At 30.3% G+C, this 15624-nt stretch carries 14 protein-coding genes; 3 read left to right on the top strand and 11 right to left on the bottom strand.

Annotation, left to right across the window (positions count from 1 at the left end):
* Window positions 1-2 precede the first annotated feature (2 nt).
* The 6 genes from Q0975_RS16815 to Q0975_RS16790 form a co-directional block, all read right to left on the bottom strand.
* A complete protein-coding gene (locus Q0975_RS16815) occupies window positions 3-935 on the bottom strand; it encodes a GNAT family N-acetyltransferase (RefSeq protein ID WP_299438763.1) in 933 nt (310 codons plus the stop codon).
* 4 nt (window positions 936-939) lie between these two features.
* Window positions 940-1926, bottom strand: a complete 987-nt coding sequence (locus tag Q0975_RS16810; RefSeq protein ID WP_299438761.1) for a polysaccharide deacetylase family protein — start codon at window positions 1924-1926, stop codon at window positions 940-942.
* A 9-nt stretch (window positions 1927-1935) separates the two neighbouring features.
* A complete protein-coding gene (locus Q0975_RS16805) occupies window positions 1936-3366 on the bottom strand; it encodes a hypothetical protein (protein WP_299438759.1) in 1431 nt (476 codons plus the stop codon).
* A 147-nt stretch (window positions 3367-3513) separates the two neighbouring features.
* Complete coding sequence (locus Q0975_RS16800) at window positions 3514-4590, bottom strand: SGNH/GDSL hydrolase family protein (RefSeq protein ID WP_299438758.1); 1077 nt, start codon at window positions 4588-4590, stop codon at window positions 3514-3516.
* A gap of 72 nt (window positions 4591-4662) precedes the next feature.
* Complete coding sequence (locus Q0975_RS16795; protein WP_299438756.1) at window positions 4663-6840, bottom strand: hypothetical protein; 2178 nt, start codon at window positions 6838-6840, stop codon at window positions 4663-4665.
* Entirely contained in the window at window positions 6824-7564 is a 741-nt protein-coding gene (locus tag Q0975_RS16790; protein WP_299438754.1) for a glycosyltransferase family 2 protein, read from the bottom strand. The genes Q0975_RS16795 and Q0975_RS16790 overlap by 17 nt, the downstream gene beginning before the upstream one ends.
* Before the next feature lie 212 nt (window positions 7565-7776).
* On the opposite strand from Q0975_RS16790, the gene Q0975_RS16785 reads away from it, so the two are divergent.
* The 3 genes from Q0975_RS16785 to Q0975_RS16775 are packed head-to-tail and all read left to right on the top strand — an operon-like array spanning window position 7777 to window position 10247.
* Complete coding sequence (locus tag Q0975_RS16785) at window positions 7777-8028, top strand: hypothetical protein (RefSeq protein WP_299438752.1); 252 nt, start codon at window positions 7777-7779, stop codon at window positions 8026-8028.
* Between the two features lie 46 nt (window positions 8029-8074).
* Complete coding sequence (locus Q0975_RS16780) at window positions 8075-8815, top strand: hypothetical protein (protein ID WP_299438750.1); 741 nt, start codon at window positions 8075-8077, stop codon at window positions 8813-8815.
* Between the two features lie 19 nt (window positions 8816-8834).
* Window positions 8835-10247 (top strand): radical SAM protein, encoded by a 1413-nt coding sequence (locus Q0975_RS16775; protein ID WP_299438749.1) that lies wholly within the window; start codon window positions 8835-8837, stop codon window positions 10245-10247.
* Here Q0975_RS16775 and Q0975_RS16770 read toward each other — a convergent pair.
* Genes Q0975_RS16770 through Q0975_RS16750 form a run of 5 tightly spaced genes read right to left on the bottom strand, consistent with a single transcriptional unit; the run spans window position 10244 to window position 15530 of the window.
* Window positions 10244-11002 carry a methyltransferase domain-containing protein gene (locus tag Q0975_RS16770; RefSeq protein WP_299438747.1) on the bottom strand — a complete coding sequence of 253 codons (759 nt, stop codon included), beginning with the start codon at window positions 11000-11002 and terminating at the stop codon, window positions 10244-10246. The genes Q0975_RS16775 and Q0975_RS16770 overlap by 4 nt on opposite strands.
* A 3-nt stretch (window positions 11003-11005) precedes the next feature.
* Window positions 11006-12394: a radical SAM protein gene (locus Q0975_RS16765; protein ID WP_299438745.1), complete on the bottom strand. Its 1389-nt coding sequence runs from the start codon at window positions 12392-12394 to the stop codon at window positions 11006-11008.
* Window positions 12391-13182 (bottom strand): class I SAM-dependent methyltransferase, encoded by a 792-nt coding sequence (locus Q0975_RS16760; protein WP_299438742.1) that lies wholly within the window; start codon window positions 13180-13182, stop codon window positions 12391-12393. The genes Q0975_RS16765 and Q0975_RS16760 overlap by 4 nt, the downstream gene beginning before the upstream one ends.
* The gene (locus tag Q0975_RS16755) at window positions 13175-14638 is read right to left on the bottom strand and encodes a radical SAM protein (protein ID WP_299438741.1); all 1464 of its coding nucleotides are present in this window, start codon (window positions 14636-14638) and stop codon (window positions 13175-13177) included. The genes Q0975_RS16760 and Q0975_RS16755 overlap by 8 nt, the downstream gene beginning before the upstream one ends.
* Window positions 14631-15530 (bottom strand): nucleotidyltransferase domain-containing protein, encoded by a 900-nt coding sequence (locus Q0975_RS16750; RefSeq protein ID WP_299438739.1) that lies wholly within the window; start codon window positions 15528-15530, stop codon window positions 14631-14633. The genes Q0975_RS16755 and Q0975_RS16750 overlap by 8 nt, the downstream gene beginning before the upstream one ends.
* Window positions 15531-15624 lie beyond the last annotated feature (94 nt).

Below are 15624 nucleotides of genomic sequence, written 5' to 3'. Positions count from 1 at the left end.
GTTTAAAAAGTATCTAAATCTCCAAATGTTAATTTTAAACGATCCAATGGAAATTGAGAATTAAAGTTTTTAAAACCAACAACCCATGATTCAAATTGCTGGACATTTTGTTTTTCCAGCAATTGAGTTATTAAGGTATTTGGTGAAGATTGAATAATAATTTCACCGATGCCATTCTTAGCAGAGATGTTTTTTAACGCTTTTAATCCTTTATAAAATTGTTCTTCTGAAGGAACTTCGATATCACCAATTAGTAAACCGTTTTTAATTTTAATCCAAAATAAGCATCCTTCTATTTTAATAATAAAATTGTCTGCAAAAGATTTATAATCGTAATACTTTTTATTCCTAGAGGTAGAAATTATATTATCTTTCCTATAAACACTTCCTTTAAGAATCTCGTCAATTCTATATTTTGCAAATACTTGAGCTAAATACTTTTCGAATATCTGGTTTGTGAAATTAACTTTCCGTGCTATTTTCTCTATAGGCACATTAGTAGTCTTTATCTTGAAACCTTGCATGCGTTCTATATATTTCCAATCTAATTTGTTTAAGTAACCATATTCAGAATTTTGATTTGGAAATCCCCAAACAAATTTGATTCCTGCCTTTTGCAATTGTATATCTGTTAGTTTGCCTAATTTGGTAAATAATCCTTTTCCAGCATATTCGGGAAATGTCATGGCATCACCATACTGAGCAGCTATTTCAGTTTGGTCATTATATTGCATCAGTACGGGAATAGCTCCATGAAAAGCTATAGGTTTGTCTTTATGGTATGCTAGATGACCGAAATGCTTTAGTCCAAGGTAGGAAGTATCAAATTTTCTAAAAACAAAATTATCACTTACCTTATTTCCAAAAACAGTTTTATAAATAGTTTTGAGATCTTTGATATTGGTCTCTGTAAGTTTTTCAAATCTAAATTCCATACTACTAAAAATAAGATCCTTTTAATAAACAAGAGATTTGTTGTTTCATTGAAATATACGGATTCATTACAAAACGATTTCTGGTTGTTATGTCTTTCGAGTCATCTTGAGTATTGTAATCTACCAAGAGTATTTTAGAAAATCCAATTTCTTTGCAATAATTAACTAATTCATTGGTGTAGGTGCCAAAAGGAAAAGCAAATTCGTCAATTGATTGTTTGCAAACATTTTCTAGTACCGTTTTACTTTTAGCGATTTCTAATTTAGCTTCATTTAGATCAATCTGTTGTAGATTAGAATGGGTTAATCCATGTGACCCAATAGTGAATAATGGATCATAAGCAATTTCCTTAATTTGATCTGAAGTCATTAAACTCCAATAATCTACTAATGGCTTTAATTGTATTTCATTCCATTCTTTTTCGAAAATTTGATAAAGAGGAAAAATCTTATCATAAGGTAATGTTTTGCATTTATTTTTTAGAGAAACATTATTACTTGTATATTCATTTCGACTATTTTTCATATAGTTTTCTCCTTCAAAAAAGATCTTGTTTTTTTGTGAATAGAATGAAACTAAATCAAGAAAGTCAGGCCATAAATTATCGCTTTTTTCATGAATCGGAGTGATATAAAAACAAGCAGGAATATTATATTTCTTTAGAATAGGAATGGCATATTTATAGTTGTTAAGGTATCCGTCATCGAATGTTAGGGCAATATTTAAAGTTTCTTTTTTGAATTTTTTTTGATAGAAATCATCTAACGAAATTACATTGTAGTTTTCTGTAAAATAACGAATTAAGTTTTCGAAATATTTTTCAGAGATAAAGCGACTATTATATTTAGTTTCCTCCTTTTGATCAATCCCGTGAAATACTAGAATGTGTTCACCATACCTGTTTTTTAATAATAGTTTGCCTAAACCAAGTTTAAAAAACAAGGCTTTGTATAGTATCGTTAATCGATATTTTATCTTTATCCATAACATATCTTTAGCCTATTGAATTTGGTATAACTTCCAACCTTTTGGACCTTCTATGATAGCTTTTAATTTGTAGTGTTTTTGTAAATAATTCCAATTGATCATTGGGTTTTTATCTTTCCATTGCTTTTCAAATGCCGTGGGGTTGAATAAAACCAGGTCACTAGATTTAAAATCGAAGTATTGTTTCAAAAACATGTTTTTATATTCAAAATTTAAACCTCTGCCTTGTAGAGCAATATCTATGTCAAAACTATATAAAGTATTATCTTGGTGAGGCTTCATTAGCAGTATCATTTCTTTTTCAAAGTCAACTCTTTCAATTAGTGGTATAAAGGCTCTAGTAATAAAGATGCCTTGAAATAGAAATATACAAATTAGAAATATATGTTGATGCTTTTTTACAAATTCCTTTGAAGAAATTCTTATAAATACAGGGAAAAAGAATAAAACGACAAAAGGAAAAGAGAGTAGTAAAAAACGTTTGTTTTGAAAAGGAATTCCTGCCAAAAAAAAAGCATACGATAGAATTACAATACCAAAGAACAAACTCCATTTATTTATTAGATCAACTCTTCTAGTAAAGAATAAAAATATAAATCCACAGAATAAATAAATTGGATGAACAATATTAAAGCCTGAGTATATAAGATTAAAGAATTTATATTTTAGAGTACCATCCGATATCACAAAAACAGATGAAAATATGTTTTTAAAACTCCAATTGATTAATAAATTGTGTTCTAAAAATGCCGTAGTATTGTTATTTCTAACGATTAAATGAGGAATCGTAATAGTTAGTGTAATAATTAGTATCGGTAATATGTGTATAAGATGAGAACGATCTTTGAATAGTTGATATATTACCAAAATAAATAGAGGTAATAAAACTACTCCGGCACCATATCTCGTCATAACCGCCATAACGGCAAAAATAGCAGTTAGATATAATGTTTTAATAAGACCTTGTTTAATGTATTTTATGCCATAGAAATAACTAACAACAATAAAACATGAACTTAATGTATCACTCATAATACTTAGGCCAATCCTTAGTACATAGGGAGCGAGTACAAAAAATAAGAGAATATATAAGACTGCATAAGATTTTGAAGGGTAAACAAGATCAATTATTTTTTTTATATAAATTGCAATAACTCCAATTGATAATAAACTAATTAATTGCAAAATTAATGTTTCATGTCCCGCAATATAACCAAGAAGTGCCCCTATAATAGGATAGTATAATGGCCAAAAATAATCTCCTGGATGAGCTCCGGTTTGTAGATACGTAATTAGAGCTCTGGTATACCTTAAGTATTCATATGCGTCTTGCCCATATAAACCGTCAAATCCAAAGTTTCTTACAACAAATAAGAAAAACAGTAGAATGCCAAAAAGAACAATGTTATCGTAATTGTTTGAATTTAACTTTCTAAAGTTCAATGTCTCTTTTTTTTTATGGATTATAAATATAGTTGATGAATGACAAAGAATAAAATTTATTAGAAAGGATAATTACGTTTTTATAATTTATTAGATAAAACTTATTTATAGTTTGTTATAACAGTAATAGAATTTTAAAAAAAAAATCTATTCTGATTGAAGATGTATTGAAGTTCGAACCGATTTCTCTAAAATTTCACTTACTTTTTTAGCTCCTCTTTCATTAAAATGCATTCCATCATAGAAGTAGTTCATGCTCTTTTCCAGTTTACTATCTAAATCAATTAAATCTACAGATCTTTTCTCTAGACTTTGCTCAAGCCGTTTATTAAGTTGATCCATGCAGTTACGTAATACTTTATGAGAAAAATAGGATTGTCCTTTTTTGGTATAGTCTCCATTTGCTCCTAACCATAATGATTGTATTTCAGAGTTAGTCATATTGTTTTTCCATAAAGTAGGTTGGTTTACAAATACTATCTTAATATTTAGCTTTTCAGAAAGTTCAACTATCTTGTTTATGTTGTTTTCATAACGATCTAATGATTCCTCCATATTCGGAACTTTTTCAATAAGTTCTTTGGTGGATGAACGATTATTTCTAAACACATTTGTATTACTTCCGTTTATATCAAGATGTGTAGTTCTTTTTGAGAAAAAGAGTTGGTTCTGCCCAGAAATTAATTGTACTAATTTAAAACTGTAAGGAAAACCGTTAATGGAATCACTAGGATAGTGAACAAAAGTGGTTTTCATTACTTCCGACGATGTTAAGGGATTGTAGTTTGGGCTATATTTTAACTCACGCAATAAATCGTTTGCTCCAACCAAAATGATTATCAAATCTATTTTAGGAAATGTGGGAACAAGATATTCCATCTGTGCGATATGATGCCTGCTATTTAAACCACTTTTTCCTAGATTTCCAACCCAGACCTTTTTATGAGTAGAATTGGTTAATTGTTTTTCGAGTAAAAAGGGCCAGGTTTCGTTTTCACTGAGGTAAAAGCACTCAGTTGTACTTCCACCAATAGTTAGAATATGATAATCAGCATTAAAATCATAAGGCTTACCACGGTGACCATCTTTGTTAATGCTAAACTGGGTTGGTCCACTTACGCCTTTAAGACTTGTAGAATCTACCTCAAATTCATACACTGTATTAGGTTGAAATAAAAAATAGCCATCTGATACTAAAATAGATACTAAAAGTTCGCAAAGCATTATTGTAAAAAAAATACTTAAGAGAACTAGCAGTAGCTTTTGATTAGTTTTTTTTAACATATATAGAATTCGCTAATTAGGAATTATACTTAATTCATCTATGTAAATATGTTGTTTTCTATCATGCCCTTCAAAATAGATAACAAAAGGCCTAGAAAGTATTTCTTGCTTGAGTTTGATTTCATAAAGAGACCAATTGCCGTTAATTTTGTATGTATTTGGTGTATTAATAAAAGTCTCCTGATATTCAATGATTTCGTTATCTAATATCCCAAGTTTTAACTTTGCCTGACAACGGTTACCTGAATTTTCGAACCAAAATTGCAAAGTGTACTCTGATTTTTTTTTAAGAGATACTTGATCATATCTTAATAATTCATTAATTCCGTAATGTGGTAACTTCAGGGCTCCGGTGCCTTTATAGGTTAATGTACTAGGAAGATTTTCATAAGAATTAGAATATATTGGCCTAATATTAGAAGAGGCTGCTACACTCTTTGTAGTCTTTAAATCAGAGACTTTAATTTCATAAAGAACAATTTCGTCGTTTGAGAATACTTCGTTTGATTTTTCAATAATCCATCTTTCGTCATTGGGAATAGGCTGATTTTTCATATGAACGACCAATAGAGGAGAAGTTGTATCCATTTTTTTTAGAATAGCCTTTTCTTGTTTGATTTTACTGAATAGTATTAATGATTCTCTAGTTTCAGAAATAGATGTCCTTGACATAAAAACACCCGTAAGAGGAAGTCTAGTGTGGTAAGATATTGTAAACGGATCCGCTACATATGCATAACTAAATTTTGGACGACCAAAAGTTTCGCTACCTACATGAAAGTAAGGGATAGGTATTATTGCTTGGTAGTTTTTGGAGTCTATATAAGCAATAGCTTGTGCTAATTCCGGTTTTTCTCTTTCCAGGCATCCTTTATTAAAAATGTTGAAGGAGTTTTTTACATATTTTGTATTAGCAATATGAGGAACCAGACTTTCTGTAATCATCATAATAGGCAATGCGATTAATATAATATTTTTATACTTTAATTTATTAGCTATTCTATATAGAAAGTATACCGAGAATATTGTAAACACAAAATAACTAACCCATGTTAACCGTCCAAATGCTCTAAATTGTTTGATCAAAGGGAACCAGTCGATTAAAATGGGAAAAACACGAAAAGGAAGTGTGGTAGCAATTACAAACAGCAGACTACCAGTTCCGACAAATAAAACCATTATTGGATTATATTTTGAAATAGTTTGTTTCCTCAATAATTTTGCTATATAAATAGATATGGCTACTAAAAGAAGTATTATAGTAAATATTCCCAAGTAGCTTCTCCCTTCCCAATGTAATGTTTGGTGTGCTTTATCTATATGAAATAGCCAATCATATAACTTCCCTAAAGGGAAATACGGTGTTGCGAAAGTGTTGTTAAAACTTGCAGTAAAATCATAGAAAAACTCAGGAGAACTGACTCTGTTAACATGTGTGTCACTAGAGAATAGTATTCCTACGAAAATAATAATAGGTAGTAAAGTTTGAAACGTAAAATGAACATAGCTAATAGGCTTAGAAAGTAATCTTTTTCGCTCTTGAATAGATAGAAGAAACCATAAAATTCCATAAAAAGATCCTAAAATAAATCCCCAATAAGGATGTATAAAAATACAGGAGCAGTTAAAAAACAATATAGTACAGGATGATCGCAGATTCCTTTTTTCATAAAACCAAGTAAAAAGATATAAGGATATTGGTATGATACATACATAGGAAAGTGCTTGATGCCAGGGAATGCGAAACAATTGCGGAGCAAGTATGATAATTGCAAAAGCACATATGCTAGCATACCATTTTGATATTTGTAGCTTTCGTAAAAAAAGAAACAAGAACAATGAACCAATTCCATAAGACAGCAGAACTAAAATATTTAAAATGCCAATACTGTAATTAGCTATTTCTGGAATAGGTATACTGATTACTTTAATTAAGTTAGATAGAAAAAGTTGACCATCTGTATAGATTAGATGTTCTCCAAAGGGATAATTCATTCCTTCGAATTCAATAAAACCAGAGTCGTTTTTTATGTGATATGCATATGTATAATAGTTTTTGATGCCATCACCAATATTTGAGAAAAGGTAACTATTAGGATTAGAAAAAACCTGATAATATACGATACTCAAATATAAAATTGGCATTACAAATGCCAATATATAGAATCGATATTTATTTAGCTCTTTCATATTTCGAAAATAGGTTTTTAAAGAGAATATGGAGAAGACTTAAAGATTCTTTGAATAAGGTAAGCAAACTTACATTCGAAAAAGCAACTCTTGTACTAAGAGCTATGCTCATAGGTTTCATTACGATTTCACTCTCTTTTTTTGCTTGCAAAATAAACTCTATATCAAAAGAATATCGATTGGTTGTTGTATTAAGTAAAATTTCTTTTCCTTTTTGATTCATGCCTTTTAAACCACATTGAGTATCAGTTATGGATTTGTGAATAAATAATTTATTGAAATTTCTAAGGCACTTAGAGATGATTTTCCTATTATAGGGTATAGTTATATTTTCAGGTACTATTGCCCTTTGACCTATTACAATGTCGATATTGTTCTCACCTAGTAATTTAACCATTTTGTATATAGACTGATAGGTATATGGAAACTCAATATCTGTATAAATGACATGATCAGAAGTAGAGATCTCCATTCCTTTTCTAACAGCATAACCCTTACCCATATTTTTTTCTAAGGAAATACCAATGAACCCAGGAACTTTAGCGCCAAGAAAATCAAAGTCTTCTTGAGATATCTTAGGATCTCCATCGTTCACCATAATAAATTGTATTGACCATTGAGGTAAGAGATTAGAAAGTGCTTCAAAAGCTTCAATTATAAGTTCTTTCCAATCTGAGGGAGAGAGATAACACGGAAGAACTATGTCAATATGTTTTTTATTCAAAAGTGTGAAGATGAATATATAGTTGCACTCGATTTTGCTTAATTATAATAAGACGGACTTTGTGATTTTCCCGATTACTATTTATGTAAAGTGAAAATACAATAAACTTTTGAATATATAGCTTGTGGTATTTGATTAGTTGATTTTTTATTCTTTGAAAGAATCATAAAATGATATATCTTAATGCTTTCGCAACTCTTAATTTAATTTAAATGACTAACAATTTAATTAAAAGACAGATGTCGATTCTGTTTTTATTTTTTATACTACATCATTTTACAATTGCTCAAAATTTTAATAGACCTGTTCCTTCTTCTTTGTTTCAATATGAATTAGAACCTGTGGAGAAGAGAATAACAGCTATGTACGATATTGTTGGAAGAGAAATTAGAGAAATAAAGGCTGATCAATTGTATATAATTTGTTATGAGAATAGTACAAAAAAGATGATTTATGAAGAATAATTGGATGATAATGCTTTTATAACAAGAGTCGAATTAATTAAAATAAATGAATAGAATTAAAAAAGAACTAAAGAAATTAATTCCTTTAAGGATCTTAGATTATTATTCTAAAGTTACCTATTCTAAGAGTAGGTCTAAGTTTAAGGATAACAGTGTAGAAAACGTCTTTACCAACATATACACTTCAGAGTATTGGAACTATGAAGAAAGTATTTCGGGTCCTGGTTCTTCAGTTAAACAAACTGAAAAAATAATAGAAGGAATAAATCAAATAGTTGTCGAACTTACTATTAATAGCATATTGGATGTTCCTTGTGGAGATTTTAACTGGATTCGTTATATCGATTTCTCTAAAATTACATATATAGGCGGTGATATTGTTGAAGATTTAATATCAGGTAATATTAAAAACTACAGAACGGATAAAATTAATTTTTGCAGAATCGATTTGTTAGAAGATGATTTACCTCTGTCAGATTTGTTAATAACGAGAGATTGCTTTGTGCATTTTTCATATAATCATATTTATCAATCTCTTATAAATATTAAAAAGTCTGATTGTAAATATTTAATGACTACTTCATTTGTTAACCATACGATAAATCATGATATTGTCACTGGAGATTGGAGACCAATAAATTTAGAAATCTCTCCTTTTAATTTTCCTAAACCTATGAGGATCATATCAGAATATATCGAAAAAGGTTTCGAAAGAGAATATAAAGGGAAATCTCTTTTAATCTGGAAGATTACAGATATTAATTTACCGCAAAAGACATATACATAATTACCTTAATAATACTCCTTTGAAAAAAATACTATTATACAATCCTAAAGCTGTTTTCTTTGACATGCCATTAGCATTATTGGCAATTGGTTCTGCTTTAGATCAAAATAAGTATAAGGTAATTGTCATTGACGGCAGGATTGATAAAAATCCAATGGATCGTATTAATGAACATTTAGATGGAGCAATTTGTTTTGGGGTAACAGCATTAACCGGAAGCCCAATTAAAGACGCATTAGAGATTACCAGAGCGGTTAAGAATGTTCGACAAGATATCCCAGTAATTTGGGGCGGTTGGCATACTTCTTTATTTCCGGAGCAAACTTTAATGGATGAAAAAACTATTGATATAACCGTTCAAGGGCAAGGAGAATTGACATTTAAAGAATTGGTAGAAACTATTGTTAATGAAGATTCGCTGGAAAATGTGAATGGAATTTGTTATAGAAATGAAGTTGGTGAGGTGATAAAAAATCCTCCTAGGGTTATTTCACCAATGGATAATTATGCGGATATTAATTATGAGTTGATAGATGTCGAAAAATATTTTGAAAAGAAAGGACAACGCCAACTAGACTATATATCTTCTACAGGATGTTATTTTCGATGTAGTTTTTGTGCGGATCCATTTGTCTATAATCGAAAATGGACGGCAGTATCACCAGAAATTATGGTTGATAAATTAGAAGAGCTTTATAAGAAATATAAATTCACAGACTTAAACCTTCAAGATGAAACCTATTTCACGTACCGTGATCGGGTAATAGAAATAGCAGAGGGAATTGTAGAAAGAGGAATGAAATTTACCTGGGCAGCAACGATGAGAGCTGATCAAGGAGCTAGAATGACAGAAGAAGATTTTGTAACCTGCGTTAATTCTGGATTACGGAGATTACTGATAGGGGTAGAATCGGGTTCTCAGGAAATGATGGATTGGTTAAAAAAAGATATTAAATTAGAACAGGTATATGAGTGTGCAGAGCGCTGTAGGAATTTAGGTATTTCGGTTATTTTCCCTTTCATTGTAGGATTTCCTGAAGAAACAGATAGAAGTATAGAAGCAACAGTACAAGTAGCTAAAGAACTAAATAGTATGCATCATAATTTCTCTACTCCGATATTTTATTTTAAACCATATCCGGGGTCTAAGATTACTGAAGATGTACTTAAAAAAGGGTATATATTACCCAAAACAATTGAAGAGTGGGCAGAATTTGATTACATTGGATCATCAGGACCTTGGATGAGTAAGGAGAAATATGCTTTTTTCGAGAGATTTAAATTTTATCTAAAACTGGCATATTCTAAACAACGTATTTTATATAAACCTTTACAGGTATTAGCTAAGTTACGATGTAAACATAAGTTTTTCAATATTCCATTGGAGAAAAAAAATGCAGATTTAATGATCACCAAACAACAACTATCTTAGTGCTTTTTTATGAACTTGCACCACATAAAAGGAGAGTCTTTTCTTCTTAAAAACTTATTGATTATTACCTTTTTGGGTTGATACATGATTTCAAAATTATCAAGAGCTTCAATTTCATGATGAAAGTAATGGTTAATCATCTGGGGAACCCCTAAGTTTTTGTAATAAACTTTAGTTCTATTTCTTGCTAACTCAATTTCTGTTTTTTTATAAAAAGGACTATCTATTATATGAAGTTCTCCATTCAACTTTAGTTTATTTTTTAATTTATCCAGAATAGTATCTAAATCTTTAAAATATTGAATACAACTATTTACTGTGATAATATCAAAATCATGTAGAACACCTGTTTCAGAAGAAAAAATATCTGCATAGATGAATTTTAAATTTGAGACTTGAAAAACTCTTGCCGCTTGCTCTAATTCTATCTGATTAATATCAACGGCATAAATTTCTGACTTTGGTATTTTAGATAGTTGATTGCTAAACCAACCATTGCCACATCCTAGATCTAGGATTTTTAAAGGTTTGTTTTTATTGGTAAGATAATCTACAATTCTCTTAGTAGATTTTTGTCTAAGTTTCCATTCATTATAATATCGATGATCTTTGGAAACCTCGGGAAGTAATTTCACTATCTGATCGGTATATATTCTTTCTTCTTTATTGCGAACTTGGATATATGCTGAAGAAAATGTTTCTTTTTTGCCTGTAATAAAATAGACTTCATTATGTTTTTTGATATTAGATAACATAACCTATTGTAATTTATAATACTTCATAGCGAAAAAAGCTAATAAAGATTTAGTTTTAAGCTTCAAAGAGGATAAACTATAAGGATCTTTGGAGGTTTTCTTTTTAAAATAATTCAGCTCATTCACAATTCTACGGACCGCAAAATCATAGTATTTACGATGATAAGTCCTTTTAAAATCAATTTCACGATCAGTTGAAGTTTGCCAATCAGGTTGCACTGTTATTTTATCTTCGATTTCATTATATAGAGATGTCCCTTTAATAGGATATGCAACTGTTATTGTGAAGTGTGTAGGGTTTGCAGCTTTAAGATAACGAATCGTTTGTTCTATATCTTGTTCATCTTCACCTGGATATCCAACCATAATAAAGGTACCGGTCTCCATACCCAAAGCATTGGTTTTTTGAATCGCTCTTTTTACAACGTTAATATCCACACGTCTATCCATGGCATCTACGATCTTTTGAGAACCACTTTCTGCACCGATCCAAATCCGATAGCAACCAGCTTCTTTTAGCTGTTGCAAAACTTCATCGTTTAATCGTTCCGCACGTGTAATACATTCAAAAGGGATAATAGCATCTTGTAGTATTACTTCTTTATGAAATTCTGCTAACCATTTATGACTCACTGTAAATACATCATCTACAAACCAAATAGTATCTGGATTATATTCCTGCTTAAGCATTCTTAATTCTTCTGCCACAAGTTTGGCAGGTCTTCTACGATAACTCTGTCCATATACAGCTGTACTACACCATTTACATGTGTATGGACAACCTCGTTGTGTACTTACCGTCATTGAACTCTGACCATGATTATTTTTCCAGGTATCTAGATATTTTTGCATATCGATTACCCTTCTATTAGGTAAAGGAAGTAACGATAAATCTTTCATTTTTATTCTTGCCGTAGTCTTCACCACTTTGTTGTTATCTAAATATGCAATACCCGAAACATTATTAATATCAGTTTTATTTACTATAGCCTGATGTAGTTCATATAAGGTTTCTTCTCCTTCTCCAATAACAATATATTGCGCACCAGACCTTAAATAATTTTCTGTATTATAAGAAACGTCGGGTCCGCCTAAAACTATTTTAGGAAAGCCATATAAAGCTTCGGTTTTAAGAATTTTGATAAGTTTGATGACTTCTACTTTAGTCATTAAATTAGCATAAATAGCTACGATATCCGGTTTTTTAGAAGCAATGAAGCCTAATTGTTCTTCTTTAGAACTAAAAGTGGTGTCAAACACATGGTTTTCTATTTTTCGTTCTTGTAAATATCCTGAAATATAAAGTTGACCCAAAGGTGGGTAAGGTTTCATAATCCTTTGTTCTTTAGGATCAGTACTAAGATAATATGCGTGGGTCAGTACAATACTCATCTTTTGGATAGCGAGATTATATAATGATCACTATATTTAGATAGAAAAGCAAAACGATTAAAAAGATAATCTAATTTCTGTAAGACTTTTAAAAGACCTAATTTGTTCTTGAAAAAGGATTCCAAATAGGAGGGAGGAATACAAATTCCAATAGGATTTACTTTGTCTACCGTAAATAAATTGTTAGCTGTTTTTTCAATATTCTTAGGATTGTAATACCATGTGCTTACATCGTTTCCGTCTACATTTGCCATTACTACCTTATCAGTATTTCTTCTAAAAGCCTTTTTTAAATTACCTTTCATTATGAAATAAATACTTTCTAATAAGCAGGCCTTCGGCATAATAACTCCAATAATTTTACCATTGGGTTTTAGTTTTTTTTCAGCAGCAATAAAAAAGTTCTCCAGTTGGGCAGGAGAAAGACAATTTAGTCCTCCAAAATCAGAAAAAATTAAATCAAAAGAATGTTGAAAATTTTTGTCATTCAATTTGTTGATGTCTAATTGACTAAATTGTGGTTGATTATGAGTTGCTGTTAATTTTCTATTAGCAACGGCTATCATTTCTGTAGAAATATCTGTTGCAATTACTCGATGACCTTGATCGGCAAGCCATAATGCATCATGACCTGTACCGCAATTAATTTCTAATATCTCCAGACTTTGATTTTTAGGAAGTGTTCTTTTAAGGAAACTATACACCAATTTCCTTTGTAGTTTACCAATATGACTATTCGTGAAAACGTCATCATACAAAGCAGCTGATATGTCAAAACTTTCAGTCATTTAAATGTTCCATTCTTTTTAAAATTTGTGCATCCATAAAAGCACTTGGAAAATAGTATAATAAATAGGCAATTCTTTTAATGGCGACTGTAGATAATTTAGAAGGGCTTTTAAAAACTCTCTTTAAGAATTGTAATCCTTGACTTTTTCTATATTCTTTATGGACATAACGATGTAATTTTTTATAATATTTAGAATTATAAGTACCCTTAAACATCATGGCTAAATCATCAGAATCTGTCCAGTTTGCTTTAAACCTAAGATCATCTTTTACTTTATCATAGAATTTAGTTCCAGGAAGCGGATAGGATACCGATACACCAAGATCATCTGGGACTAATTCTTTAATCATTTTTATGGTTTTGGCGATATCGTTTTTAGTCTCACCAAGATATCCAAATTGAATAAAGAATGCTACACGAATATTTTTATCTTTTAATAAGGTGGTTGCATTATATATTTCTTCAACTTTGGTTCCTTTATCCATTGCATCTAGAATGGATTGAGATCCGCTTTCAGCTCCAACCCAGACTTCTTGTAATCCAGATTCTGATAAAGCTTCAATAGTATCTTCTTTTAATAATAAATCTACTCGACTTTGAATATAATATTTTAGGCTAGTTTTTGTTTTTTTTAGCTCCAGATTAAAATTCTGTACCCATCCTGGAGTAAGCCCGAATATATCATCACACATCCAGAATCGTTCTACCTTAAACTGTTTTTGTAAGAATTGTATATGTTTTACAATGTATTCCGGAGAATGGGTGTTGTAACGATTACCATAAATTGGTTTGGCACACCAGTTACATTTAAATGGACAACCTCTCGTGGTCGCAAGGTTTAATGTAAAATCTTTACCACTGCTATTCCAGACATTCTTATACGCACTAATATCAACAAGATCCCACGCAGGCATTGGTAACTCATCTAAATTCTTTAATACCTCTCTTTTAGGGTTTGTAATAGTTTCTTCTTCTTTTGTATATACAACTCCTTTAATTTTTTCCGCAGATTGATTATTATTCAGTGTATTTATAAGTTCTAATAGCGTAATTTCTCCTTCTCCTTGAATGATGTAATCAGCACCATTAAATAGATATTTAGGGTAATGATCTGTAGCATCAGAACTATTTACTATAATAGTGCAATCATGACTTTTACCAATTCGCATCATTTCAAAGGCAGCTTCGCGCATGGTGGTAAGACACATTTTTGTCAAGTAATTAAAACCATCATCATATAATACTAGAAATTTTGGTTTCCTTTCGACAATTTCTTTTTCAATATCGTAGGGATTATCTCTTAGATTCGTGTCAAAAAGATCGACACTAAATCCCTTTTCCCTCATTAAAGAGGCAGCATAAATAGTTCCTAATGGAGGAAAAGGTGTTTGATTCTTCCATTGTTTAGCATCTAAAGGATAGTAATATGAGTGTGAAAACAAAATATCAAGCATGCTCTTTTTCTAGTTCTATATTATATTTTGATTGAAATTCATTATATTTTTTATTAAGCTTAGCTATTACTTTTTTCTGAAAATTTTGTGGATGATGTTTAGATACGCCATTGGTTGACTTCATGGCTATTTTAAAGTCTTCCTTACTTAAAGTATTAAATTTAGTAGTCCATTTTTTTACAGTTAGCCTTAAAAATAGAAGCTCTAATAGGTTTCCGATTTTTGAATTTAATATAAATTCTATGAACCTAGATAGAAACGACTTTTTATTTTTTGATATAATTGAAGGTTTACCTATTTCTAAATTTGGTAAAAATTCAGAAACCCATTGATTTTTATTATAAAACTCTGCGAAATTTCCTGAAACAGGGATTAATGTCAATAACTCGGTCGCTGTGAATATGTTTTTTTCGGATATTTCTAAAGAACTTTCAGAGATGAAATAATTGATGCAAAAGAATTTCCTGGAATTGAAAAGAAATATTTTTTTGTATAACATTAACAGCGTTCTGGCAATCCATAAGCGTCCAGGTTTTGTGATTACAAAAAAATCAACGTCACCATCTTTATCATGGTAATTTTTTGATAAAGCTCCTGAAATTCCAACGCCCTTGATGTACGGGAATTTTGAGATAAATACTCCCTTTTTTATTGCTTTGTCCATAACAGCCTTTGCCATTTTGTTTCCCTCAATACGTCTAGTAACAGATTGAATGTCTCCATCGAGAAAGTAATAGCTATTATCTATAGAAACAACTCCTTTTTTTTTAAGATATTCTAATTCGTCATTGATTTCGCTTTTATTTGCCGCTGGAGAAAACATATATATTTCTTCTGCTGAGAGAGGATATTTGAAAATAGAAAAATACAATAATGGTTTAAGGGAGTTCACAGAGAGTTGAGTTTTAATTAGAACATCATATTAAAAATAAGTACAAATTTTTTAACGAGTAATTATTGTGCTAGCATCTAAATATATTGATTTT

The sequence above is a fragment of the uncultured Aquimarina sp. genome (genome assembly GCF_947500065.1).
Lineage (GTDB): Bacteria > Bacteroidota > Bacteroidia > Flavobacteriales > Flavobacteriaceae > Aquimarina.
Note: the sequence above shows the minus strand (reverse complement) of the source record. Positions and strands in the feature narration are given on the sequence as shown.

Excerpts from the sequence above, each read along its gene's own strand:
- Q0975_RS16785 (WP_299438752.1), top strand. The coding sequence starts at position 7,777 with ATGACTAACAATTTAATTAAAAGACAGATGTCGATTCTGTTTTTATTT.
- Q0975_RS16795 (WP_299438756.1), bottom strand. The coding sequence starts at position 6,840 with ATGAAAGAGCTAAATAAATATCGATTCTATATATTGGCATTTGTAATG.
- Q0975_RS16780 (WP_299438750.1), top strand. The coding sequence starts at position 8,075 with ATGAATAGAATTAAAAAAGAACTAAAGAAATTAATTCCTTTAAGGATC.
- Q0975_RS16755 (WP_299438741.1), bottom strand. The coding sequence starts at position 14,638 with ATGCTTGATATTTTGTTTTCACACTCATATTACTATCCTTTAGATGCT.
- Q0975_RS16815 (WP_299438763.1), bottom strand. The coding sequence starts at position 935 with ATGGAATTTAGATTTGAAAAACTTACAGAGACCAATATCAAAGATCTC.
- Q0975_RS16765 (WP_299438745.1), bottom strand. The coding sequence starts at position 12,394 with ATGAGTATTGTACTGACCCACGCATATTATCTTAGTACTGATCCTAAA.
- Q0975_RS16770 (WP_299438747.1), bottom strand. The coding sequence starts at position 11,002 with ATGTTATCTAATATCAAAAAACATAATGAAGTCTATTTTATTACAGGC.
- Q0975_RS16760 (WP_299438742.1), bottom strand. The coding sequence starts at position 13,182 with ATGACTGAAAGTTTTGACATATCAGCTGCTTTGTATGATGACGTTTTC.
- Q0975_RS16810 (WP_299438761.1), bottom strand. The coding sequence starts at position 1,926 with ATGTTATGGATAAAGATAAAATATCGATTAACGATACTATACAAAGCC.
- Q0975_RS16800 (WP_299438758.1), bottom strand. The coding sequence starts at position 4,590 with ATGCTTTGCGAACTTTTAGTATCTATTTTAGTATCAGATGGCTATTTT.